The following is a 21,610-nucleotide window of genomic DNA, read 5'->3' on the forward strand; positions in this document are numbered from 1 at the left end:
AAGAACCCTTGCAAAGGAAAGTACCCATGACCACGCTTCCGACAGTCCTCATCACCGGCGCCTCCAGCGGCATCGGTGCCACCTACGCCGAGCGCTTCGCCCGGCGTGGCCATGACCTCATCCTCGTCGCCCGTGACAAGGCGCGACTCGATGCGTTGGCAGCGCGCCTGCGTGAGGAAAGCGGCGTGGCCGTGGAAGTGCTGCAGGCCGACCTGACCCAGTCTGCCGATCTGTCCGCGCTCGAGGCCCGTCTGCGCGATGACAATCGAATAGGAATTCTGATCAATAATGCCGGCGTGGCTCAGTCGGGCGGCTTCCTGCAGCAAACCTCTGAAAGCATCGAACGCCTGATCACGCTCAACACGACGGCGCTGACGAGGCTTGCAGCCGCGATCGCGCCACGCTTTGTGCAGTCCGGTAATGGCTCGATCGTCAACATCGGCTCGGTGGTGGGTTTCGCGCCCGAGTTCGGCATGTCGATCTACGGCGCGACCAAGGCATTCGTGCTGTTCCTGTCGCAGGGCCTGAACCTCGAGTTGTCGCCCAAGGGGGTTTACGTGCAAGCCGTCCTGCCGGCGGCGACGCGCACGGAGATCTGGGAGCGCGCCGGGGTCGACGTGAACACGCTGCCCGAGGTGATGGAAGTGGGCGAGCTGGTTGATGCGGCACTGATCGGGTTCGACCGTCGCGAACTGGTCACGATCCCGCCGCTGCACGTAGCCGGGCGGTGGGACGCGCTGGATGGCGCTCGCCAGGGACTGTTGTCGGACATTCGACAGGCACACGCGGCCGAGCGCTATCAGCTTCGCGCCTGACTATTCAATTGCAGCGAACGGCGGAACGATGGATACCACGATGACCGACAACCATATCACTACACCCCGCGCTTCGTGAATGTCAACGATACTCGATTCGCCTATCGCCGCTGGGGTAACGCGGATTCTTCGCAGCCGCCGTTACTGTTCCTGCAGCACTTCCGCGGTGGGATGGACAACTGGGGATCCACGGATGACGGATGGGCTTGCCCAAAGCCGCGAAGTCAGCCACGCACGAGCGCATCGCCGATGCTGGCGCGCGCAGTCGAAGAAGAGCCGTTGTCCGAATCGATGCTTGAGGCCACGCTTGAGCATCGGTTTGCGGCGCGGATTGAAGTCCTACCTTTTTCCCCGTCAGCATGATGCTCGACATGTGAAAGCAGCACCCAGGGAGTGAATGATGAAGAGCATCAACCCGGACACCCAATCGACAACGTCGTATGCACGGGCACCGAACAAGTTCGTCAACGCGGCGGGAACCCGCTTCGCCTACCGTGAACTGGGTCCGCACGGCGGCGTTCCTTTGGTTTTACTGAATCACTGGGGAGCCGTGCTGGACAACTTCGACCCGCGCATCGTCGATGGCTTGGCGCAAAAACGTCGCGTCATCGCGATTGACTATCGAGGAATCGGCTTATCCGGTGGCATCGCGCCCGTGATCGTGGACGAGATGGCGCGCGACACCATCGAGCTGATTCGCGCAATGGGTATCGATCAAGTGGATTTGCTCGGCTTCTCGCTTGGCGGTTTCGTCGCGCAGGACGTGGCGCTCAAGGCGCCGGGTCTGGTGCGCAAGCTCATTCTCACTGGCACGGGCCCCGCCGGTGGTCACGGTATCGATCGTGTCGGCGCCGTGTCCTGGCCACTCATGCTCAAAGGCCTGCTCACGCTGCGCGATCCGAAGGCGTATCTGTTCTTCACCTCCACAACCAATGGCCAGCGGGCGGCAAGCGCGTTCTTGAAACGGTTGAAGGAACGCAAGGCTGGCCGCGACAAGGGTCCGACACCTCGCGCCTTCCTTCGTCAACTCAAGGCGATCAAGGCGTGGGGCCAGCAGGCGCCCCAGGACCTCGCGAGTCTGCCCATGCCTGTCCTGATCGCCAATGGGGATAACGACATCATGGTGCCCACCGCGCTCAGCCGCGATATGGCCCGCCGCATCCCGCAGGCGCAGCTCGTCATTTATCAGGACGCCGGCCACGGTGGAATCTTCCAGCATCACCCCAACTTCGTACCCACGGCACTGGAATTTCTGTCGCAATGAGTACTTTGTGGACCAGAGGCGTATGAAGTTTCTCGCGAATACAACGCAGCATCGGAGCAAGCGCAACATGAAAGCACTCACATTCAAACGCTATGGCAAATCACCCGAGGTCGGGTTCGCCGAAGTGCCGCGCCCCACGCTCGAGCCCGACGAACTGCTGGTTGAGGTTCACGCCGCGGGGGTGAACCCGATCGACAACGTGATTCCAACGGGAATGTTCAAACCCGTCTTGAAGTTCCAGTTGCCCGCGACCATGGGTAGCGATCTGGCCGGTATCGTGATCGATGTCGGCAGCCGCGTCACTCGCTTCAAGAAAGGCGACGCCATCTTTGCAAGTCTGTTCGACCTTGGAAGAGGATCCATCGCCGAATATGCCGTGGTACCGGAGAGCGCTGCAGCGCCGAAACCGGTCAATCTGGACTTCGTGCAGGCCGCTTCGGTCCCAATGGTCGGGCTCACTTCATGGCAAGCACTGAAGGAGCGTGCCAATCTTCAGCCGGGTCAGAAGGTGTTCATTCCTGCGGGGTCCGGCGGTATTGGAACATTCGCGATCCAGCTGGCCAAATATTTCGGTGCCAAGGTGGGAACCAATACCAGCACGGGCAATATCCCGTTGGTGACAAGCCTGGGCGCGGACGAAGTAATCGACTACAAGAAGCAAGCGTTCGAGAAAGTGCTGCGCGACTACGATGTGGTGCTTGGCACGATCAGGGGCGATGCGGTTGAAAAGTCGGTAGGAATCCTGAAGCCGGGCGGGAAGATCGTCTCTCTTATCGGGCCGCTCGACGTAGCGTTCGCCCGTGCTCGCGGGCTGAACTTCGTCCTGAAGTTCGTATTCAGCCTGATGAGCCGCAAGATCATGCGTCTTGCGAAAAAGCGAGGCGTCACCTACTCGTTTCTCTTCGTACGCCCCGACGGTGCTCAACTCGCCGAGATCGGCCAACTGCTCGAATCCGAACGTATCCATCCCGTCATCGACAAGGTATTTCCGTTTGAACAAGCAAAGGACGCACTTGAATACCTGGCCCAAGGACGCGCCAAGGGCAAGGTCGTCGTCAGGGTCAAGTGAAGGATTGCGAGGAACGCCGCCCGAGGCTTGGAACGGCGCATGTCTCGGCGTTCATCGGTGGTGAAGCGTGTCCAGCGCCGACGACCGACTCATCGCCGCTCACTCGCGGCGGCCCGGTCGAGTGGCTGGCTCCGCGACACGGTCGACCCAGCCCCGGTAGAACGCGCGGTACTTGAGCACGAGCTTGTCGTACTTGCTGTACGCGCCACCACCGTCCGGCTTCATCCCATTCCAGATCTTGACGTCGTAACCCGCGGCCTGCTTGGTCTGCAGCCCGAACAGCACGAAGTCGGTCGCGCGGCGCAGGATGCCGCCCACCTTCTTGATCGAGATGAGCATGTGCATGATGTTCTTGCCGTCGCTCACCGGCGTCACGCACTGGAGCAGCTTGTATTTGACGTCGCCGTCCAGCGCGACCGTCATGACGCACCCGCCCGGGTAGCCATCGAAGTGCAGGTTCATCTGCGACATGTCCATGCCGAGCGCGCGCGACAGCATGCCGAGGGGCCCGAAGTACCGGTTCACGGTGAAGTCGATCCCGGCACCGAACCACGCGCCCGCCCGGGCCAGCGACTCGACCTCCGGCCACGGGCGCCAATCGTCGAAGAGCTTGAGCTCGAAGGCCGAGATCGGGAGCGCGTGCACGGGAGTCGCGTGCTGCGCGTCGTAGAAGTTTTCTACGATTCGCAAGACCGCCGTCGTCGTCTCGAACGCGAAGTGCACGTGCATGAAGCCGCTGTTATCGACGTCGGCCGCGGCGATTTCGGGCAGCGGGTGCAGCGGCTGCGGCGAGCCGTACCAGACCCACACGTAGCCGTATCGCTCGGCGGTGACCAACGTCGGCTGGCGCGCCCCGCGCGGCACGGGCTCCAGCCGGCTCACCGCCTCGCTGTGGCCGGGGATGTGAACGCACTGGCCCTGCTCGTCGTAGCGCCAGTGGTGAAACGGGCACTGGATGCACCCGTCCTTGATCTGCCCGTCGGCCAGGTTCGCGCCGAGGTGCGCGCAGTGGCGGTCCATCACCACGGCCCGCCCCGTCGTGCCGCGCCACGCCACGCACGGACGGCCGAAGAGCGTCAGCTCCGTCGGCTTGTCCTTGAGGGCGTCCGAGCGCATCGCGACGTACCAGCTCGCGGCCACGCGCGTGGTCGCGTCGTACGCTGCCTGGGGAGGCTCCTTGACGCTCGGTTGATCGAATTGAATGTCGTCCATCGTGTTTTGTGTGGTCGTCGGTCGATTACTTCAGCGCCAGGCCGATGCGGGTCGTGATGTACGCCTTGAGCAACGCGAACATCGGGTTGTAGTCGAAGTACTTTTTCACCTCTGCCGGCGCGCTGGTTTGCGTCCAGTACATCAGCTTCATCGCCGGCAGCAGGCTGTACTTCGAGTTGTTGAGCTGCGGCTTGTCCCCCGTGATGCAGTATCCGAAGCCGAACATCGGCTTGGCGAACTCTCGTTCGTCGATGAGCGCGTGAATCCGCGCCGCCGCTTCCTCGGCCGGCTTTAGCCCGGCGCTCACGGCCTCGACCTCGGCCTTGGCGTCGTTGAACAACTGGTAGTACTCCTCCATGTCCGCGCACAGGTAGCCGAGGTAGGGCGGATCGTTGTCGAGGTGATCGAGGTCGCCCTCGTCGCGCGACGCGCGGAATCTCGCGTGGGCTTGCACGAGCCGGAACTGCCCGAGGATCGTGCCGACCGCCCACAGCCTGTGGAACGCGTCCCACAGCCGGAAGTCCTTGAACGCCGTGTAGCAGCAGCTGACGAAGTCGTCGTTGTGGTCCAGCAGCTTCTGCTGCAGGCGCTCGATGTACTCGAAGCGCTCGGGCGCGAAGTCGTCGTCGCGCAGCGCCTTGATGAGGCGCGCCGCGAGCGCGTGGATCGTCACCGCGGTGTTCTCGAGCCCGCGGGAGAACAGCGGGTCGATGAACCCGTTCGCGTGCAGCATCAGGCAGTAGCGGTCGCCGACGCAGGCGCTCGACGAGAATTGCAGGCGGTCGGTCCTGACCCAGTCGCGCACCGGCACGGCGTCCCGGAACTGCGCGCCGATGCTCGGGAAGCGAGCGAGGAACTCGTCGAATTCCTGCTGCGCGGAGATGTCCGTTTTCGGGTAGACGCGCGGGTCGAGCTGCAGGCCGACGCTCACCAGGTTGTTGGTCGAGCGCGGGTGGTTGTTGAACGGAATCACCCACAGCCAGCCGCCGTCGAACATGTGGTGCAAGGTTCCTTCGTGCCAGCGCCAGCGCTGCCCCTTGACCTTGAAGATGTCGTCGAACGGCTTGACGCCGAGCATGTGCGTGTAGAGGCTGCGCGAGTGCGTCTTGAAGCGACACGGCTCTTCGCGGAGCCCGAACTTGGTCGCGAGCGGCGCGCGGGGTCCTCCGCAGTCGATCATGTACCGGCCGGTGAACCGGTCGCCCTGGGCGGTGGTTACCGCGACGCCGTCTTTGTCGGCGTGGTATTCGGTCACGCTCGTCTTCTGGCGGACCGTGCAGCCGTATTTGATGGCGGCTTGCAACAGGTAGGCGTCGACGTCTTGCCGGTAATAATGGCTCTCCGGCCCCCACGGCAGCTCGGGAATCACGCACTGCGTGAACTCCTTCGGGTCGTGCTCCTGGCCGGGCTTGTGGAACACGAAGCCGAAGTTGCGCTTGATGCCCGTGCTCGACGCGACGTAACGCTGCGTCGCATAGAACGACGTGATGTGGTCGAGCTCCGGAATGCCGTAGCGATCGGCGATGATGCGGTTCATGAGGGACGTCTCGGGGATCGACGATTCGCCGATCGTGAACCGCGGGTGCGACGACTCCTCGATGATCAGCACCCGAAACTGTTGTTTGGCCAGGATGGCCCCCATCTGGGTGCCGGACATGCCCGAGCCGAGGATGATCACGTCGAAGTGGTTGCTATCGCGCCCGTTCGCGGGGCTCATCTGAGTCATGGGGGCAAACTCTCCTTGTGAGATGGAACACATGGCCGCGTGCGTCAGGATTCGTCGAGCGCGGCGCGGATTCGAGACCGCGCGGCGCGCGTGAGCGTGAGTAGATCGCCGAGCATGCTGGGCGCGTACCCGCCGCTGCCGATGCTTGGGCCGCTTCGCCCGACTTCGTACGCCCGTTCCGCCAATTTGACGTGAGGCGCCCGGAAGCGCAGCAGAACCTCGAAGACCCGGTCGAGGGCCGCCAGCCCGGCCCGCACGGGCTCGCTCCGCGTGCCGATCGCATGCGCCTCGCCGAGCGCGCGGTCGACGAGCGCAGGCTCGCCGGCAAACCGGGCGTAGACCGCCCGGAATGCGGGAAGCACGTAGGGCAGGTACGTCTCCTTGAATTCTCGGTAGGCCTGGTGGTCCGATTGCGAGCCCCACAGCACGTGCTCCAGCACGAAGAGGGGCATTTCCACGGCACCGGGGCCGAGGTAGCTCTGGCCTCCGATTCGAATCGGTTCGTAGTAGGGCCGCAGCTCGTCGTAGAAAACCTGCAGCGAGATGAAGCGGTACGCGTACACGATCGACTCGACCATTTTCTGCAGATAGGCTGCCAGCTCGTCGCACCCGTGCGCGAACGCGGGCGAGCGCAGCGACACGTCGGACAGCTCGACGGTCACCGCGATGGCCGCCTCGAGGGCCGCCATCGAGATGCGCACGCTCTCGAGCAGGTGCGCTTCGTCGGGGAGGCCGGTGTAGCTGCGCTGCGCGTCGGCCGCCGCGGGGTTCCAGACCGTCACATGCAGGAGCGTCTCGCGCGGCGGCAGGTCGGTCGCGCGCGCCAGGTCGAGCAGCACCGGCTCGAGCCCGGGCACCGCGTCCGCGGGCTCGTGCCCGTGCCGCTTGAGCGACCCGAGGAAGAACCCGATGTCCCGCATCGCGGCGGCGGCTTCGACGAAGCCCCAGCCGGCGGGCACGCCGCGCGCCGGGAGGAACTCGCGCAGCAGGCCGACGATGCCGGGCACGTCCTTTTTACGGTTCAGGCCCGGCAGCCGCAGAACGAGCGCGCGCGCCTGCAGCGGATCGCAGGCCGCCACCGCAGCGTGCGTGGCCGAGAATGCACCTACCCGGTCCAGGGTGCGCTCCACTACAGGATTTCCTGCGTCGCGAGCGCCGACCCGCGCTGGCTGCGCGACAGCCCCGCGTCGCCGTCACGCAGCGAGCGCAGGTAGTCGTAGTTCGTCGGCAGGCTCGTGCGCAGACGCTCGGCCTCGCGCCGGATGCTGGCGAACATCGCCTCGGCCTTCTCGATCGACTCCGGTCGGTGCTGCAGGAGCGGCAGCGACCGGTCGGGCAGCAGCCCCAAGCCGGCAAAGATGCAGTAGTAGTTGCCGTTCAACCAGAAGTTCTTGAATTCGTAGTCGAAGGTTTCGTAGTACATCGAATCGTCGAACGACGTGGTGGTCAGCGGCAGTCCCGCCTTGTAGCGCTGAACCTTCTCCTTGATCGCATCCGAGAGCCGCAGGTCGTGCCGGTTCGCGAGCCAGAACGGCGTGTCGTCGCGCGACGTGGTGAAGTAGTGCGCCTGGACGAAATCCCGGCAGTCGTCGAACATGTAGACGATCTCGGCGTTGAAGGCGTCGCTCAACCGCGGGTCGAACGACGTGTCGGGAAAGTGCTTCACGAGCTGGTAAAGCGCCGCGTAGATGAAGTAGATGCCCGTCGATTCCAGCGGCTCCAGAAAGCACGACGACAGCCCGATCGACACGCAGTTGTTGACCCACGCGCGCCTGTTGCGCCCGACACGGAACTTGATCTGGTTGAGCGGCTGATTGTCCGAGAGGCCCCAGAGTTTGAGGAAGTCGGCGGTGGCCTGGTCGCGCGACGTGAACTTGCTCGAGAAGACGTAGCCGCTGCCGAACCGGCCGAGCATCGGAATCTTCCAGGTCCACCCGGAGTTCATCGCGATCGCGGAGGTGTACGGCTCGATCCCGTCGCGCGTGTCGTCGCTGGGCACGGCGCTGGCGACCGCGCTGTCGCACAGCAGGTGGTCGGACATGTCGATGAAGGGTTCCTTCAGGGCCTGATTGATCAGGAGCCCGCGCATGCCGGAGCAGTCGATGAACAGGTCCGCCTCCAGCGTGCGCCCCTCCTTGGTGGACAGGCTGGAGATGTAGCCGCGCTCGTCCAGGTGAACGTCCACGACCTCGTCGACCACGCGCTTCACCCCGCGTTCGACGGCCCAGCGCTTCAGGAAGTCGGCCACCAGGTGCGCGTCGAAGTGCCACGCGTGGGACATCTGGCGCGTGCCGTCGGCCAGGCACGGTGCCAGCTTGCCGTCGAGCGCGCCGGGCTGCGGGTAGCACGCGTACTCCATCGGCTGCTGGAAGCCCTGCTCGCGCTTGCGCAGCCAGTAGTGGGTAAGCGGCACGCCGTCGCAGTTCGGCACGTTGCCGAACAAATGGTAGAAGTGATCGTCGCGCGAGGAGTCGGGAGCCTTCCTCCAGTTCACGAACTTGATCGCGGCCTTGAACGCGCCGTTCACCTGGGGCATCCACTCCCGCTCCGGTATCCCGAGGAAGTCGAAGAACACCTTCTGCAAACTCGGGATGGTTGCCTCGCCCACGCCGATCCGCGGGATCGCCGCGGACTCGATGAGCGTAATGTTCGCCTGCTGCTGGAGCGCCCGGACGAGGTACGAGGCGGTCATCCACCCCGCGGTGCCGCCGCCCACGATAACGATATTCTTGATCGGATTGCTCATGCCACCTTTCCCATAGGATTTAAAACCTCAATGGATAGTGACGCCTTGTCGAGTTGAACGCGCAACTCGTCCGGTAACGCGTCATAACGTGTCTGATTCATCGCGATAAATGACACCGGGAAGGCGTGGTGAAATCGCGGCAAGGGAGGCCCCTCCGCGCAAAATCCGGACATCATTGGCCGCAGTCCCGGAATTTCGTCCGAGGCTGTTCCGCTTTCAATTCAAATAGAGAAGCACAATCGAATAATGCAAGGCGCCCATTGCAGCGGCGGCACACCGCGCAAGGGCTTGTCGAGGCTCGCCGGACCATGCGCGTAGCCGCACCGACGCACCATAGCAGTGTTCGCGGTGGCACGTCTCGCAAAATTTCATATCAATCTGGGTTAATCCAGAGAAATACTCAATATCGGCAGAGCTTCCGATAACAAACGATTTAATTTTTTAAAAATGAGAAATTTACTTTTCCGTTGAGGGCGTGTGCGACAACGAATTTATTGTATAAAAATGCGAAATGAACGACTTGATTGACGGAAGAATAATGGCGTCGCTATTTGCGAAACAAAGGTGCCAATTGGCCCTGACCCAAGAAATAGTTCGGGTTCTAAAGGTAGAAAAACCCGGAGGGCCCAGAAATGCCGACGCTTGGGCGCGCATCTGAGCGATTCAGTCATCGTCCGACCGTCACTCTGATCAATGTGGATGGGTCACATGCTTGAGAGATGCTCTCGCAGGAAGTCGATGAACCGCTGGGTCTTCGCCGGCAAGAGACGGGTTTCGGTCAATGCATAGACGGGTACCGGGGTGGCCTGCCACTGTGGCAACACACGACGTAACCGCCCCTGGGCTACGTCATCGGTGACGATGCCCTCCGCCAATATGGCAATCCCCATGTCCAGGGCTGCCAGGCGTTGGATCATGCCGACGCTGTTGAGCAGAAACCGTCCTCCAACTGCGACGTCCACCGTTTCATCTCTGTTTTGCACGGTCCAGATATCGGACTTTGATCCGCGCAGCCGCAAACATTCATGCTGGACAAGCTCGTCGGGATGCTGAGGTTCGCCCAACATATCGAGATAGCGAGGTGAGGCGTAGAGATGTCTCGGCAATCGCGCAAGCTGGCGAGCGATCAGGTTGGAATTGGCGGGCTCACCCATGCGAATGGCGACATCCACCGGGTCGCTCACCAGATCTGCCAAGCGAGGTGATAAATCGAACTCGAAGCGTATGCCGGGAAAGCGCCGGGCAAACTCGGCCACCAACGGAGCCAGGAAGATGTTGGCGAAGCCTTCGGGGAACGAGGCGCGCAACAGCCCGCTGGGCTGGGCGAGCATTTCTCCGAGTTGCTCATGAACGAGCCTGGCCTCCTCGACGATGCGCTTGCGGCGGATCATCGGTGACCACCGCGAACGACCACAGATCGTCCGCGTCCGGGATCTCGGTGCGCGTCCACAAGCACGCAACCTGCATAGGCTGTGGGGGCGCTCGGTCGAAGCGCAGCCCCACGCGCTGACCATCAAGCTGGACGTTCTCGAAGAAGGTGTCGACGAGCACAATGCCGTGCGTGAAGCCGAAGACTTTTCGCCAGGCGTCGAGAGCGAGTCGACGCGCCCGTTATAGGCCCCCGGCTTCTTTCGTTCGTTTACGTCCGTCAATCGCGGCAAGCGGCATCGATAGCAGCGCAAAATGATCTAGCGGCGCGTGGCTTGAGGAGCGGACACGCTCAATCCTTGCGCTCACCAGTAGCGCTCAGCGATGTCGCGAAGCCAAAGGCTATCGGACCTATCACTGCGATCAGTGGCGATGGCGCTAGGCAGCTCCGTCCACGTGCCGATTTTTTTTCACCGTAGAAGCGGTTTTTAAGCAGATCGCTAATTCCGGCGTAGTCCCCGACTTTTGGGGCCGCGACTGGTTGTGAGTGCGGTTCGCGCAAGCGAAGAAGACTGCGCGTCCAGGCCGCCGCCCTGCGGCGAAGCCAGAGCGGGAATTCCCCAATACGCGGTCACCAACACTGCACGCCACGGTGTTCACAGTCCGCGGTTGCTGCCTCGCGGGGAAGTATATCTGTTGAACCCGTCGCCCCTCGAATTCGAGCCAGCGATTTTTTCTCACCATAGGTCGAAATAAAGTCGTTTGTTGTCAGGCGACACGTCCGCTACTCTAAATACGCGCACCAACCTGACAGGCGCGTCAAATCAAAAGCGCACCATACCGCTCGTTCGACCCATCGCGTCGGGGAAGGGCGAGCAAGCATATAAAGCGCAAGTCCTTGACGGACGATTATCAAAATTGTTGGAGACGAACATGGGATTCACCCGTAGAAACTTTCTCATCACCGGAACCGGAGCAGTCGTTGTTGCGGCGACAGGCCTCCTGGATGGTCCGTGGATTCGGCGCGCCAATGCTGCAGAATTTTCCTATAAGGTCGGGACGAACCTACCGGCAACTCACCCTCTGAACGTGCGCATCCAAGAGGCATCGGATGCGATCAAAAAGGAGACAGATGGTCGAGTCGAACTTCGGGTGTTTCCGAATAATCAGCTCGGTGGCGACCCGGACATGTTCTCGCAGTTGCGAGCTGGGGCACTGGAGTTCTATACGGTTTCGGGCGCAAATACCTTGTCGACTCTGGTTCCGAAGGCATCCATTTCTGGCGTCGGCTTCGCGTATAAAGACTATGACCAGGTATTCGCGGCATTCGATGGCGACCTTGGCGCCCATATTCGCGGGCTTATTGGAAAGGCGAATCTGGTTGTTCAGGACAAAATCTGGAACAATGGGTTCCGCCAGATCACGACCAGTACGAAGCCCATCAAGACTCCTGCTGACCTGCAGGGCATGAAAATCCGGGTGCCGGGTGGTCGTCTCTGGATCTCGCTGTTCAAGGCGCTTTCCGCCGCCCCGGCGTCGATCAGCTTCAACGAAGTCTATTCCTCATTGCAGACAAAGGTCGTCGACGGACAGGAGAACGCGCTGGCTGTAGTAGACGCCGCGAAGCTTTATGAAGTCCAGAAATACTGCTCGATGACAAACCACATGTGGGACGGCTACTGGTTCTTGGGTAACAAGACAGCGTGGGAAAAAATGCCGCCCACCGTCCGTGACATCGTCTCAAAGCACCTCAATGCGGGGGCACTGAAGCAACGACAAGACGTGATCCAGTTGAACGCCTCCCTGCAAAAGACGCTTGCGGGCAGAGGGCTTGCGTTTAACACCGCTGACACGAACGCGTTCCGCCAAACCCTGAAATCCGCGAACTTCTACACGGAGCAGAAGCAATTCTTCGGAGACGAAGAATGGAGTCTCATGGAGAAATACACGGGGAAGCTCGCATGAGAACGCAAATGCTGAAAGACGTGGATGACGCACTCGAACAACAGACCAGCGCAACAGTCCATCACGCAACGAAGACTATGCCACGCTGGCTGTCCCGTGTGGACTTTGCGCTTGGCGTAATCGTCTCTGTGCCTGCGGCACTGCTGGTGCTAGCAGAAGTTATCCTGCTTTTCAGCGGCGTTGTTGCTCGTTATGTCCTGCACCACCCGTTAATCTGGAGCGACGAACTCGCTGCCATCCTGTTTCTCTGGCTAGCAATGACAGGTGCCGCTACGGCGTTGCACCGAGGCAGCCACATGCGCATGACGGCACTTGTCAACCGCATGGGCGAGCACTGGGATCCGTTCTGGGACACCATTTCGACGGTGGCGAGCATGCTTTTTCTCGGGCTCATACTTGTTCCATCGATCGCTTACATCAAGCAGCAGTGGGACATTTTGACCCCGACAATGGAGATCAATGACGGCGTACGCGTTGCGGCTATCATCTTCGGGGTTGTGTCGATGCTGCTGATCTGCGTGGTCAAGTTGTTAGCAATCGGCTGGAGGACCGCTATCGCTGGGGTTGCGGTGTCGCTAGTAAGTGTGTTTGCGTTGGAACATGCCGGACCCGTTTTGCAATCGCTTGGAAACCTTAACCTGGTGATTTTCTTCGTTGGAGTGGTCGGCTTCACGGTCTTGAGCGGCATGCCCATCGCATTCTCCTTCGGTCTTTCCGTGTTTGCTTACCTTTCAATGTCAACCTCCATGCCGCTGGAAATCGTCGTCAGCCGCATGGACGAAGGAATGTCGCAAATCCTTCTGTTGGCGGTGCCGATGTTTATTTTCCTCGGGCTTCTCATTGAGATGACAGGGATGGCACGGGCGATGATCAACTTCCTGGCATCGTTGCTGGGCCATGTGCGCGGTGGTCTTTACTATGTCTTGGTCGGTGCGATGTATCTGATTTCGGGGATCTCCGGCTCGAAGGCAGCCGATATGGCAGCTGTTGCTCCGATTCTGTTCCCTGAGATGAAGAAGCGTGGCGAGAATCCCGGCGAGCTCGTGGCGTTGCTATCGGCTACCGGCGCGCAAACTGAGACGGTCCCACCAAGCATTGTGCTCATCACGATCGGATCGGTTACGGGGGTATCAATCTCTGCGCTCTTTACGGGCGGTCTGTTGCCGGGCCTTGTACTGGCGTTCATGTTATGCATGCTCGTCTGGTGGCGGGCTCGAAAGACTGAACCCACGTCGTCCGGGAGACCCGCGTGGTCCTTTGTCGGGAAAGCGTTTGTGATATCGATCCCGGCACTCGCACTTCCGGTTGTCATCCGTTTGGCGGTGGTGGAGGGAGTGGCAACGGCAACGGAGGTCTCAACGGTTGGAATCGCCTATGCCGTCGTCGCCGGACTCTTGGTGTATCGATGCTTTAATTGGAAGCGAATCGGCCCCATGCTCGTGGAGACGGCTGCTCTTTCGGGAGCTATCCTTATCATCATTGGTACGGCTACCGCGATGGCGTGGGCGCTCACCCAGTCTGGCTTCTCCCATGGACTGGCCGACTTCATGCAGCATCTGCCTGGCGGCGCATTCTCCTTCATGGTCGTGTCAATCTTCATGTTCATCATATTGGGTAGCGTCCTTGAAGGAATCCCTGCAATCGTGCTCTTCGGCCCGTTACTGTTCCCGATTGCTCGAGCTGTTGGCATCCACGAAGTTCAATATGCAATGGTCGTGATTCTCTCGATGGGACTGGGGCTGTTCTCGCCGCCGTTCGGAGTCGGCTACTATGGGGCGTGTGCAGTCAGCAAGATCTCGCCGAATCTGGGCATCCGACCCATCATGGGTTATATGGCCGCGTTGTTTATTGGGATCACGATGATCGCCGCAGTGCCTTGGATTTCCACCGGCTTTTTGAAGGGTTAAGAGTCGGGGCATCATGACGGAGCCGAAGAGGCGGGGTGCAAGCCCCGCCTCTTTTTTGGTTCTTCGTGGATTTCCGTGGACGTCGCTTGCCAACCCGTTCGAGCCATTCGCTGAACAACTACAACCGACCGGTATTTGGCCTGCAAGAGACGGACAGCGGCCTACTGTTCGTCGAAGTCTAGCGGTCCGAATGAAGGTCGTGGACGTAGAGGGTGTCCGCCTCGACCACCCTCGCATGAATATCGTGAGCATCGATCTCGCCGGCCTGTACCGCTGGGGCATGAATGTCTTCCCCATGTGAGCCGCCGGGTTCGCCATCAACCCTGTAAACCACACGCGCATGCACGTTCTCGGCGTGAGCGTCATGCGCACGAATCACACCGGCCCGCACGACATCGCTGTGAATGTCGTGGGCATAGAGAATTTGCGGTTGCGGACGAGCGTGGCGGTAGCGGGGCGCATAGACGTCCTCGTACCAAGTCTGCTGTACAAAATAGACGGGTTCGGCACACGCGGCATATTTGCGGCAATATTTGCGCCATTCTTTTGCCTGATAGGCCGGCACAAACAGATAGACGGGTGCCGCGTTCGCCGGCGCCGGCTCGATCACGACCGGCTGAGAGTAGATGAGTTGCGGAGGTGGCGCATTGCCGATGTCGATACGGCCATAAAAGCTGGGCTGACCGACACGCCGACGTCGGCAGCGAATGCTGGTGCGGCGACCGTCGCCGTCAGGGCCGCGACTATCCAGCCGCGATAGCCTCTATCTCGCGCTCAGCGTCACAGTAAAGCTGATAGTTGCCGCCGTCCAATCCTTCGTTCCACATCAAATATGAGAGATACGTCGTTCGGATCAGTTGATATACCAGATGCTGGCTACCATGACCGGATTGAAACGAAGCGAGGGCGAGGTGCGAAACCAGTGACCGCTCTTTGACGAACGATAACGGAAGCGGGAGAAGCATCTGTCGCGACTGCGTTGGCCCGTGTCGTGTTTTTTTGAGATTCCGTTTTGTCGTTACCATCACGATTACCAACGCCCGTCGAATTTCATCGAGACATACGCTGTGAGTCCATGACTGTCAGGAGGGGTAGACGATTCTGAGAAGATTGCTGACGCCGGGCGTGCCAAACGGGACACCTGCGGCGATCAATAGCGGTTTGTGGCGGGCGACACCGATCCGATGCGCCGCAGCTATAGCTTTCGTGACCATATCTTCGATGTTATCCGCGTCGTCGACACGCAGAGGACAGGTGCCCCACGTCAACGCAAGTTGACGCGCAACGACCTCATCAGGTGTGAGTGACAGAATGCGGCAGCCGGGACGCTCGCGAGCAATTCTCGCTGCGGTTGCGCCGGAAGTGGTATAGGCAACGATCGCTGAAACCGACAACATCGAGGTAATGGTGAAAATCGCTGCACTGATCGCTTCTGGTGTGTCGGCGGTGGTAGGCGGTGCCACCGCTTTTAGCAGTTGACGATATGTCGGTGCATTCTCCGTGTGCTCGATGATTCTATTCATCATCGAAACCGCTTCAAGGGGAAAGGCACCGCACGCCGACTCTGCGGACAGCATGACGGCATCGGCACCGTCAAAAACGGCGGTCGCGACATCGGACGTCTCTGCTCGGGTGGGCATGGCAGAACTAACCATCGACTCCAGCATTTGCGTCGCCACAACGACTGGTTTTCCTGCCTCCCGACATAGACTCACGATCCGCTTCTGGATGACAGGGACTTCCTCCGGTGGCAACTCAACACCCATATCGCCACGCGCGATCATGATTCCGTCGGAGGCCTCGATAATCTCTTCGATCGAATCGACAGCGGATGGCTTCTCGATTTTCGCCATGATCTTCGCCCGGCCTCTAATCAGATTACGCGCATCGCGCACATCGTCAGGCCGCTGTACAAATGACAGTGCGATCCACTCTACGCCTTGCTCAAGGCCAAATTGCAGATCTTGCCTGTCCTTATCGGTCAGTGCCGGAATGGGGAGGACGACGCTCGGAACATTGACTCCTTTTCGGTCCGAGAGGACTCCACCGACAACGACTTCGGTCGTAATGCGGGTGAGCGACGTGTCGACAATCCTGAACGTCAGCAGGCCGTCGTTGTCGAGTAGAGTATCGCCATTCGCGGCGACTGCGAAGATTTCCGGGTGCGGCAGGCAGACCCGCGACGCGTCGCCTGAGGCGCTATCAAGGTCGAAGCTGAAAGTCTGTCCTGGCCGCAGCTCGACTTTCCCATCTTTGAATCGCGCCACACGTAGCTTTGGTCCTTGCAGATCGAGCAGTACGCCGACCGGCCGCCCATGTCGGGCCTCGATGCGTCGAATTGCAAGCAGTCGTTGAGCCTGCTCCGCGTGGCTGCCGTGACTCATGTTCAACCGGAAGACATCGGCGCCGGAGATATAGAGGCTCTCAATCAAGCTTTCGGACGAGCTAGACGGTCCGAGCGTCGCGTTGAGGTGAGACTTCCTGCGGGAGAGGCGAGACGAGATGTTCGCGCAAGCAGAGATGAGGCTACTCGGCATTGCGAGCAGCCTTCTAACTTCGAGATGCGACGCGATATTGCAACTGGTCCATATCCGTACGGTAAGAGGGCTGACCGACGTGGTGCAGCGCCTAGGTCCTGCTGCTTTCAATCACCGTAAGGTCGACCGTCTTCCCACATTTCTGGGTGATGTAGTGGGGGGCATGCTTTCCGTGGCGGTTCCCGATGTGAGGCTCCACTTTACGGAGCAAGCAATGTTGCAGCATCGCGCCGGAGTCATCTCGTGATGCCATCGCGTGCGATGACAAAAAAGTTTTGGTCGCCCATTTGCCCACCTTTCAGAGCAAGCTGAAGGTTTCGCAAATGAGGCTTTTCGGAAATTACACGGCACAGCGGTGCGCCCACGGCCAGGCGACCGTCAATCTCAAGTGCGTCAGGGCCAAGGACTTGTGTGACTTGGCTGGACGTATCTCCGCCTGAGAGAACCAGTCGTTGCAGGTGAGTGGCTTCGAGGACATCATTCGCAATTGCGCCAAGCCGTTGCCCAAGCAATCGACCACCTTGATGCCGAGCGTCGTCATGGGTCAGTCCGCGAGCGGTAAAGTACTCGAGCATTTCGGCGATGCGTGTATCGCTCGGGCCACGGGCGGTATGCATAATGACGCTGCGCCCTTCACTGAGCAGCGCAATCGTGCGGACGGCGATATTTTGAGCGGTCCGTTGCCAAGAATCTTCTCGAACGAGCGCTTTTGCGTCGATGGCGATTTCGGCGAAGCCTGCAGTGATCGCTGCGTCGATCTGTGCCGACGACAGCGGTGAGGCGCTTCCGGAGATGGCAAGGATCTGAGTCGTCGGCGCAATACGGTCATAAGACCGCTGCGTTTCGGGAAGGCTACCGAGTTCTCGCCACCATTGAGTCAGCGCGTATTCGACGCCAGACGAGCCGATTGTAAATACGGAGCCGACCGCCGTAGCGTAGTTGTCGAGGAGCCGGCCGACTTCGGTTAGATGACGTGGAGTCACTGAATCGAGCAAGATTCCCGAGTCGCCCGTTGAAATTGCTTTCGACCATGCCAGGTCGACTTCTTCGCGAGTACCTTCCAGATTCGGCAGCTGGAAGCCGGAGAGAGGCAAAGCGGTCTGCAGAGCTAGATGACGCAGAAGATCTCCCTCGGCCATCGGTGTGACCGGGTGGGCGCTCATAATTGGATGGCGATCGATTCGATAAGTCTTGTTGTCGGTACCAGACCGAGCGAACAAATTGCCAAATGCGCAGTAGCGCTTCAATGCCGGCGTACCGGCAACAACCGGAACTGGATTCCGAGTGATGCCCGCCCGGGCTATCTCCAAGACTCTGCCGATGCTTCCTATCGCCGGGCCGCTATCGAAAGTCGAACAGACTTTGTAGTGAAGGATCGGCGCATCGAGGGCGTGCAGAGCTTCGAACAGCGGTGGAAGAGACCGATCCATTTCGGACGGACTCATGCCTCGGCTGTCGCCTGCGACACCGATGGCGTCGAACCCGCCGAGTTGCGATAGTTTTTGGGACGAAGGCGCTTTCAAAAAAAGCGCGCACCTAAGCCCCGCGAAGGCCAGGACCTCGAGAGCGTCCGTCGATCCGGTAAAGTCGTCGCCGTAGAAAGCCAGCCTCAGTGCCGCAGCTGATTGTTCGGATTTTGCGCTCATCCGGGTCACGCCGATTGAAAGTGAGACAGCGCAGCACGCAGCGCAGGTCGGGACTCCGCGAAGGTGTTCAGGTCGATCCCTTCGACAGCTGCTTCCCACCCTTCCCGCATACTTGCAACGCCCGCGGCAATTCCATGCGGATGTCCGATGATTCCGCCGCCCGCCAAATGCATCAGGTCTACGGAACCCAACTGAGCATAAAGATCAGGGGCTTGCGACGCCCACTGGCCAGATGAAAAAACGGGCATCAACGGCTGCACGCCCGCGAATGGTGTCAGGCAGGCACGGGCCGATTCGATGACGGACGCGTCTGGTTCCCAGAACTTGCTGCGAATGCCGTTGACGTGCAGTTGATCCACCCCAGCAAGTCGCCACAGCTTCTGATACGCCTTAAAGGAGAACCCGAGTTGCGGATAGCGGGTGAGTGCGCCCCAACCATTGCGGTGACCGTGGATGGGCAGCTGGGCATGCTTGCGAAGGTGCTCGACGCCAGCAAAGCCGACCCAATTAATGCAAATCATCACGCAAGTACCGCCCGCCCGTACCACCGCATCGTGTCGCTGGAGCATCTCGTCGATTGTGCCCGAGATGTTGATTGCGTACATGGGCATACGTCCCATGCGGTCGGCGTGCCGATGCAGGACGGGCATGACGGCTGCGAGACGCTCGTCGAAGCTCGCGTATGTGGGATCAGCGAGAAGCTCGTCGTCCTTGATGAAATCGATGTCTGCGGCACAGAGACTGTCGACGATCTCTGCCGTCTGTGCGGGAAGCAAGCCAATGCTCGGCTTAATGATGGTGCCGATCATTGGTCTGTCGTAGACCTTAGCGAAGTCGCGGGTTCCGCTAATGCCGAATTGAGGGCCGGGGAACTGGGCGGCGTAGGTTGCTGGCAGATCGATATCGAGCAAGCGTAGCCCTGTCACTTCTCCCAACTCAAACAGATTACCCGCGACCGTTGACAGGAGGGTCGGCAAGTTAGGACCAATGTTGTCGACCGGAAAGGCGATCTCGATCTCACCCCGGAAATAGACACTCGGGGATCCCTTGCGTTCGACATGAGCACTGTACAGGGAGGGCTCCAGAACAGGAGAGTGCGAATCCACCTTCACTACACGGGCCCTGGCACGGTTCTTCAGCGCATCAGTCTCCCCGGGCAGCGCAAGAAACGTCCCGCTGGACTGTTCGCCTGCGATTACCTCTGCGGCTTTTGCAATCGGTACTGAACTCTCGACGAAATAGCGCGCAGTGAATTCGGATCTTCGATGGGGGATTTCGACCATGTTTGTCTCTTCGTACTAGGTATTCGAGCTGAAACCGGGCACATGAGGCCTGCGTGGCCGCGTGCGCTTTAGCCGGGGGATGAGCAGAATATAGATTTGACGTCTCGCGACATCAAACGATATGATTTCTTGACCCTGAGCGAAAAACTCACAATAGGCAGCTTCCGCAAGCAGTGGGCTTCGGGCCCAACAGGAGTCCAGGTGCCTCGTCTTTCATTGAATGCGCTGCGAGCTTTTGAAGCCACGGCGCGCCTGCGAAGTTTCGGTGCTGCCGCTGAAGAACTCAACGTGACTCACGGCGCGGTGAGCAGACATATACGCGCACTTGAAGACCAACTGGGTGTCCTGCTGCTGTCACGCAATGCACACTCGACGGAGCCGACGCCCGAAGGTGCCCAGATGGCGGAAGGCCTGAGCGTGGCGTTCAACCTCATCCAAAAGACCGTCGATCAGTTGAAGCCGGGTCCGTTGACGCTCTCGTGCTCGGCTTCGATCATGATGTACTGGTTGCTGCCACGCCTCTCAAAGCTGAAGAATGCGATCCCGTCGCTTGACCTGAGTTTCAACACCGGTCATGGTGAAATCGACTTCACGCGGGACAAGATAACGGTAGCGATACGGCTGTCCTCCATCCCTGTACCCAAAGGCGTAACCCCTGTTCCGTTGATTGAGGAATGGATCGGCGCGGTTTGCTCCCCGGAATACATGCGCACGAACCGGATCGAAAAACCGGGCGACCTAGCGCGCGCGCGGCTTTTGGCAACCAATACACGACCGTCCGCGTGGGCTGACTGGTACAAAGCGACCTCGACCGTACTCGAGCCTCCGCCCGATATTGCTGAATCGTTTGATCATTTCTATCTTCAGATTCAGGCCGCCAAGTGCGGGTTGGGAGTTGCGGCAGTGCCGAGAATGCTCGTCCGAGACGAACTGGACTCAGCTGGTCTTGTCGCGCCGTTCGGTTTCGTCCCGGGACCGGTGCACCTTGTGCTCTGGGTTGCTCCTCATGCCGAAAATCAGCCGAAGACAGTCGCCCTAGTTGAATGGCTGAGGAACGAGCTGCGTGAGATGGAGACATGAAGCCAACTGCGGCGTGCTTTCTTGTAGACAAAATCTCTGCATCCTGGCTGTGACTTTTTCTCACTGCCTGCTGCTTTATTATCCTTTGACCTAGCCCGCTGCGGCTTCAATAATCTGCTCATGAGATGGCGCGTAGCGCCATCATTCGATCCGCTTCCAGGCATCGGAATCGAAGCCTGCAGCGGTCTTACGCTAAAGGAGACAGCGTGGAGCAGATGAAGCAAAGCGACGCGAGCCGCGTTGCAGTGGTTACAGGTGGCGCGATGGGCATCGGGGCCGATTCGGCGGAACAGCTCGCGAAACGTGGCTATCACGTTGTTCTTGCCGATATCAATAAGAGCGCGGCTGAAGAGGCGGCGTCGAGATTTCAGCGCGCGGGCCTGTCAGTGTCGGCCATTGAGATGGACGTTTCAAATTCAGAGTCGATTGCCGCTGCGTTCGGTGAACTTGACAAAAGACATGGGCGTTGCGACGTGTTGGTCAACGGCGCCGGTATTGCGAAGCTGGTGCCGTTCATCGACTACCCACTGGACACGTTTCTTAAAACGATGCAGGTCAATGTAACGGGGGCGTTCTTATGCTCCCAGCACGCCGCACGTCTGATGGTAAAGAATCGCTGGGGCCGCATAATCAATATCGCCTCGGTGGCAGGCATGCGAGCGGTCGGTAAAGGCCGCACGGCATACGGCACCTCGAAAGGGGCCGTTATTGCTTTAACCCGCCAGATGGCAGTGGAGCTCTGCGATTACGGCATTACAGCTAACGCAATCGCGCCAGGCCCAGTCGATACGCCGATGACCAAGGCGCTGCATAGTGAAGAGTTCCGCGCCGAATATTCAAATGCGATTCCTATGAAGCGCTACGGCACGACGTCGGAAATCGCTGCGGCGGTGTGCTATCTGGCGTCGGAGGAGGCGGGGTATACGAACGGAATTGTGCTTCCGGTGGACGGCGGATTCCTTGCGTGGGGAGCGGGTGCGGTTTGAACGGGA

The 21,610-nt window shown here is 60.0% G+C and carries 18 protein-coding genes; 7 read left to right on the forward strand and 11 right to left on the reverse strand.

Annotated features, from left to right (window positions below; translation table 11 throughout):
* Positions 1 to 26 precede the first annotated feature (26 nt).
* The 3 genes from FFI87_RS18140 to FFI87_RS18155 all read left to right on the forward strand — a co-directional run bounded on the left by FFI87_RS18140 (position 27) and on the right by FFI87_RS18155 (position 3,148).
* Positions 27 to 815 (forward strand): SDR family NAD(P)-dependent oxidoreductase, encoded by a 789-nt coding sequence (locus tag FFI87_RS18140; RefSeq protein ID WP_138849596.1) that lies wholly within the window; start codon positions 27 to 29, stop codon positions 813 to 815.
* 400 nt (positions 816 to 1,215) lie between these two features.
* The gene (locus FFI87_RS18150) at positions 1,216 to 2,079 is read left to right on the forward strand and encodes an alpha/beta fold hydrolase (RefSeq protein WP_138849595.1); all 864 of its coding nucleotides are present in this window, start codon (positions 1,216 to 1,218) and stop codon (positions 2,077 to 2,079) included.
* A gap of 67 nt (positions 2,080 to 2,146) precedes the next feature.
* Positions 2,147 to 3,148 (forward strand): NADP-dependent oxidoreductase, encoded by a 1,002-nt coding sequence (locus tag FFI87_RS18155; protein ID WP_012366945.1) that lies wholly within the window; start codon positions 2,147 to 2,149, stop codon positions 3,146 to 3,148.
* A 99-nt stretch (positions 3,149 to 3,247) separates the two neighbouring features.
* Here FFI87_RS18155 and FFI87_RS18160 read toward each other — a convergent pair whose 3' ends face one another.
* From FFI87_RS18160 to FFI87_RS35365, 7 genes are all read right to left on the reverse strand, one after another.
* Entirely contained in the window at positions 3,248 to 4,360 is a 1,113-nt protein-coding gene (locus tag FFI87_RS18160; protein WP_138849594.1) for a Rieske 2Fe-2S domain-containing protein, read from the reverse strand.
* A gap of 25 nt (positions 4,361 to 4,385) precedes the next feature.
* Positions 4,386 to 6,086: an NAD(P)/FAD-dependent oxidoreductase gene (locus FFI87_RS18165; protein ID WP_012366943.1), complete on the reverse strand. Its 1,701-nt coding sequence runs from the start codon at positions 6,084 to 6,086 to the stop codon at positions 4,386 to 4,388.
* 44 nt (positions 6,087 to 6,130) lie between these two features.
* The gene (locus tag FFI87_RS18170) at positions 6,131 to 7,216 is read right to left on the reverse strand and encodes a monodechloroaminopyrrolnitrin synthase PrnB family protein (RefSeq protein WP_138849593.1); all 1,086 of its coding nucleotides are present in this window, start codon (positions 7,214 to 7,216) and stop codon (positions 6,131 to 6,133) included.
* Positions 7,216 to 8,832: a tryptophan halogenase family protein gene (locus FFI87_RS18175; protein WP_138849592.1), complete on the reverse strand. Its 1,617-nt coding sequence runs from the start codon at positions 8,830 to 8,832 to the stop codon at positions 7,216 to 7,218. The genes FFI87_RS18170 and FFI87_RS18175 overlap by 1 nt, the downstream gene beginning before the upstream one ends.
* Positions 8,829 to 9,008: a hypothetical protein gene (locus FFI87_RS35225; protein WP_138849591.1), complete on the reverse strand. Its 180-nt coding sequence runs from the start codon at positions 9,006 to 9,008 to the stop codon at positions 8,829 to 8,831. Before FFI87_RS35225 ends, FFI87_RS18175 begins: the two co-directional genes overlap by 4 nt.
* Positions 9,009 to 9,536: 528 nt before the next feature.
* Positions 9,537 to 10,223: a substrate binding domain-containing protein gene (locus FFI87_RS18185; protein WP_138849590.1), complete on the reverse strand. Its 687-nt coding sequence runs from the start codon at positions 10,221 to 10,223 to the stop codon at positions 9,537 to 9,539.
* A complete protein-coding gene (locus tag FFI87_RS35365) occupies positions 10,177 to 10,383 on the reverse strand; it encodes a hypothetical protein (RefSeq protein WP_324287483.1) in 207 nt (68 codons plus the stop codon). The genes FFI87_RS18185 and FFI87_RS35365 overlap by 47 nt, the downstream gene beginning before the upstream one ends.
* A 750-nt stretch (positions 10,384 to 11,133) precedes the next feature.
* Between FFI87_RS35365 and FFI87_RS18195 the strand changes: the two genes are divergently transcribed.
* Both FFI87_RS18195 and FFI87_RS18200 read left to right on the forward strand, forming a co-directional pair.
* On the forward strand, positions 11,134 to 12,165 hold the full coding sequence (locus FFI87_RS18195; RefSeq protein ID WP_012366939.1) for a TRAP transporter substrate-binding protein: 1,032 nt from the start codon (positions 11,134 to 11,136) through the stop codon (positions 12,163 to 12,165).
* Between the two features lie 77 nt (positions 12,166 to 12,242).
* Positions 12,243 to 14,072, forward strand: a complete 1,830-nt coding sequence (locus FFI87_RS18200; protein WP_041490213.1) for a TRAP transporter large permease subunit — start codon at positions 12,243 to 12,245, stop codon at positions 14,070 to 14,072.
* Positions 14,073 to 14,250: 178 nt separating this feature from the next.
* On the opposite strand, the gene FFI87_RS18205 is transcribed toward FFI87_RS18200, so the two are convergent.
* From FFI87_RS18205 to FFI87_RS18220, 4 genes are all read right to left on the reverse strand, one after another.
* Positions 14,251 to 14,682 (reverse strand): hypothetical protein, encoded by a 432-nt coding sequence (locus tag FFI87_RS18205; RefSeq protein WP_138849589.1) that lies wholly within the window; start codon positions 14,680 to 14,682, stop codon positions 14,251 to 14,253.
* A 472-nt stretch (positions 14,683 to 15,154) separates the two neighbouring features.
* The gene (gene pyk / locus FFI87_RS18210) at positions 15,155 to 16,609 is read right to left on the reverse strand and encodes a pyruvate kinase (RefSeq protein WP_138849588.1); all 1,455 of its coding nucleotides are present in this window, start codon (positions 16,607 to 16,609) and stop codon (positions 15,155 to 15,157) included.
* A 236-nt stretch (positions 16,610 to 16,845) separates the two neighbouring features.
* Positions 16,846 to 18,255, reverse strand: coding sequence for a four-carbon acid sugar kinase family protein (locus FFI87_RS18215; protein ID WP_138849587.1), 1,410 nt, complete (start codon positions 18,253 to 18,255; stop codon positions 16,846 to 16,848).
* A gap of 5 nt (positions 18,256 to 18,260) precedes the next feature.
* Positions 18,261 to 19,538 (reverse strand): ribulose-bisphosphate carboxylase large subunit family protein, encoded by a 1,278-nt coding sequence (locus FFI87_RS18220; protein WP_012366935.1) that lies wholly within the window; start codon positions 19,536 to 19,538, stop codon positions 18,261 to 18,263.
* Positions 19,539 to 19,667: 129 nt separating this feature from the next.
* Between FFI87_RS18220 and FFI87_RS18225 the strand changes: the two genes are divergently transcribed.
* Together FFI87_RS18225 and FFI87_RS18230 are read left to right on the forward strand one after the other, a co-directional pair.
* The gene (locus FFI87_RS18225) at positions 19,668 to 20,618 is read left to right on the forward strand and encodes a LysR substrate-binding domain-containing protein (RefSeq protein WP_012366934.1); all 951 of its coding nucleotides are present in this window, start codon (positions 19,668 to 19,670) and stop codon (positions 20,616 to 20,618) included.
* Between the two features lie 215 nt (positions 20,619 to 20,833).
* Positions 20,834 to 21,604, forward strand: coding sequence for an SDR family NAD(P)-dependent oxidoreductase (locus FFI87_RS18230; protein WP_041490210.1), 771 nt, complete (start codon positions 20,834 to 20,836; stop codon positions 21,602 to 21,604).
* The last annotated feature ends 6 nt before the right edge of the window (positions 21,605 to 21,610 follow it).

The sequence above is a fragment of the Burkholderia sp. KBS0801 genome, assembly GCF_005937855.2.
GTDB lineage: Bacteria > Pseudomonadota > Gammaproteobacteria > Burkholderiales > Burkholderiaceae > Burkholderia > Burkholderia ambifaria.

Bases quoted from the DNA above. Each gene is read 5' to 3' on its own strand.
- FFI87_RS18215 (WP_138849587.1), bottom strand. From the start codon at position 18,255: ATGAGCGCAAAATCCGAACAATCAGCTGCGGCACTGAGGCTGGCTTTC.
- FFI87_RS18220 (WP_012366935.1), bottom strand. From the start codon at position 19,538: ATGGTCGAAATCCCCCATCGAAGATCCGAATTCACTGCGCGCTATTTC.
- pyk (WP_138849588.1), bottom strand. From the start codon at position 16,609: ATGCCGAGTAGCCTCATCTCTGCTTGCGCGAACATCTCGTCTCGCCTC.
- FFI87_RS18175 (WP_138849592.1), bottom strand. From the start codon at position 8,832: ATGAGCAATCCGATCAAGAATATCGTTATCGTGGGCGGCGGCACCGCG.
- FFI87_RS35225 (WP_138849591.1), bottom strand. From the start codon at position 9,008: ATGATGTCCGGATTTTGCGCGGAGGGGCCTCCCTTGCCGCGATTTCAC.
- FFI87_RS18155 (WP_012366945.1), top strand. From the start codon at position 2,147: ATGAAAGCACTCACATTCAAACGCTATGGCAAATCACCCGAGGTCGGG.
- FFI87_RS18150 (WP_138849595.1), top strand. From the start codon at position 1,216: ATGAAGAGCATCAACCCGGACACCCAATCGACAACGTCGTATGCACGG.
- FFI87_RS18230 (WP_041490210.1), top strand. From the start codon at position 20,834: ATGAAGCAAAGCGACGCGAGCCGCGTTGCAGTGGTTACAGGTGGCGCG.
- FFI87_RS18140 (WP_138849596.1), top strand. From the start codon at position 27: ATGACCACGCTTCCGACAGTCCTCATCACCGGCGCCTCCAGCGGCATC.
- FFI87_RS18160 (WP_138849594.1), bottom strand. From the start codon at position 4,360: ATGGACGACATTCAATTCGATCAACCGAGCGTCAAGGAGCCTCCCCAG.
- FFI87_RS18200 (WP_041490213.1), top strand. From the start codon at position 12,243: ATGCCACGCTGGCTGTCCCGTGTGGACTTTGCGCTTGGCGTAATCGTC.
- FFI87_RS18185 (WP_138849590.1), bottom strand. From the start codon at position 10,223: ATGATCCGCCGCAAGCGCATCGTCGAGGAGGCCAGGCTCGTTCATGAG.
- FFI87_RS18195 (WP_012366939.1), top strand. From the start codon at position 11,134: ATGGGATTCACCCGTAGAAACTTTCTCATCACCGGAACCGGAGCAGTC.
- FFI87_RS18165 (WP_012366943.1), bottom strand. From the start codon at position 6,086: ATGACTCAGATGAGCCCCGCGAACGGGCGCGATAGCAACCACTTCGAC.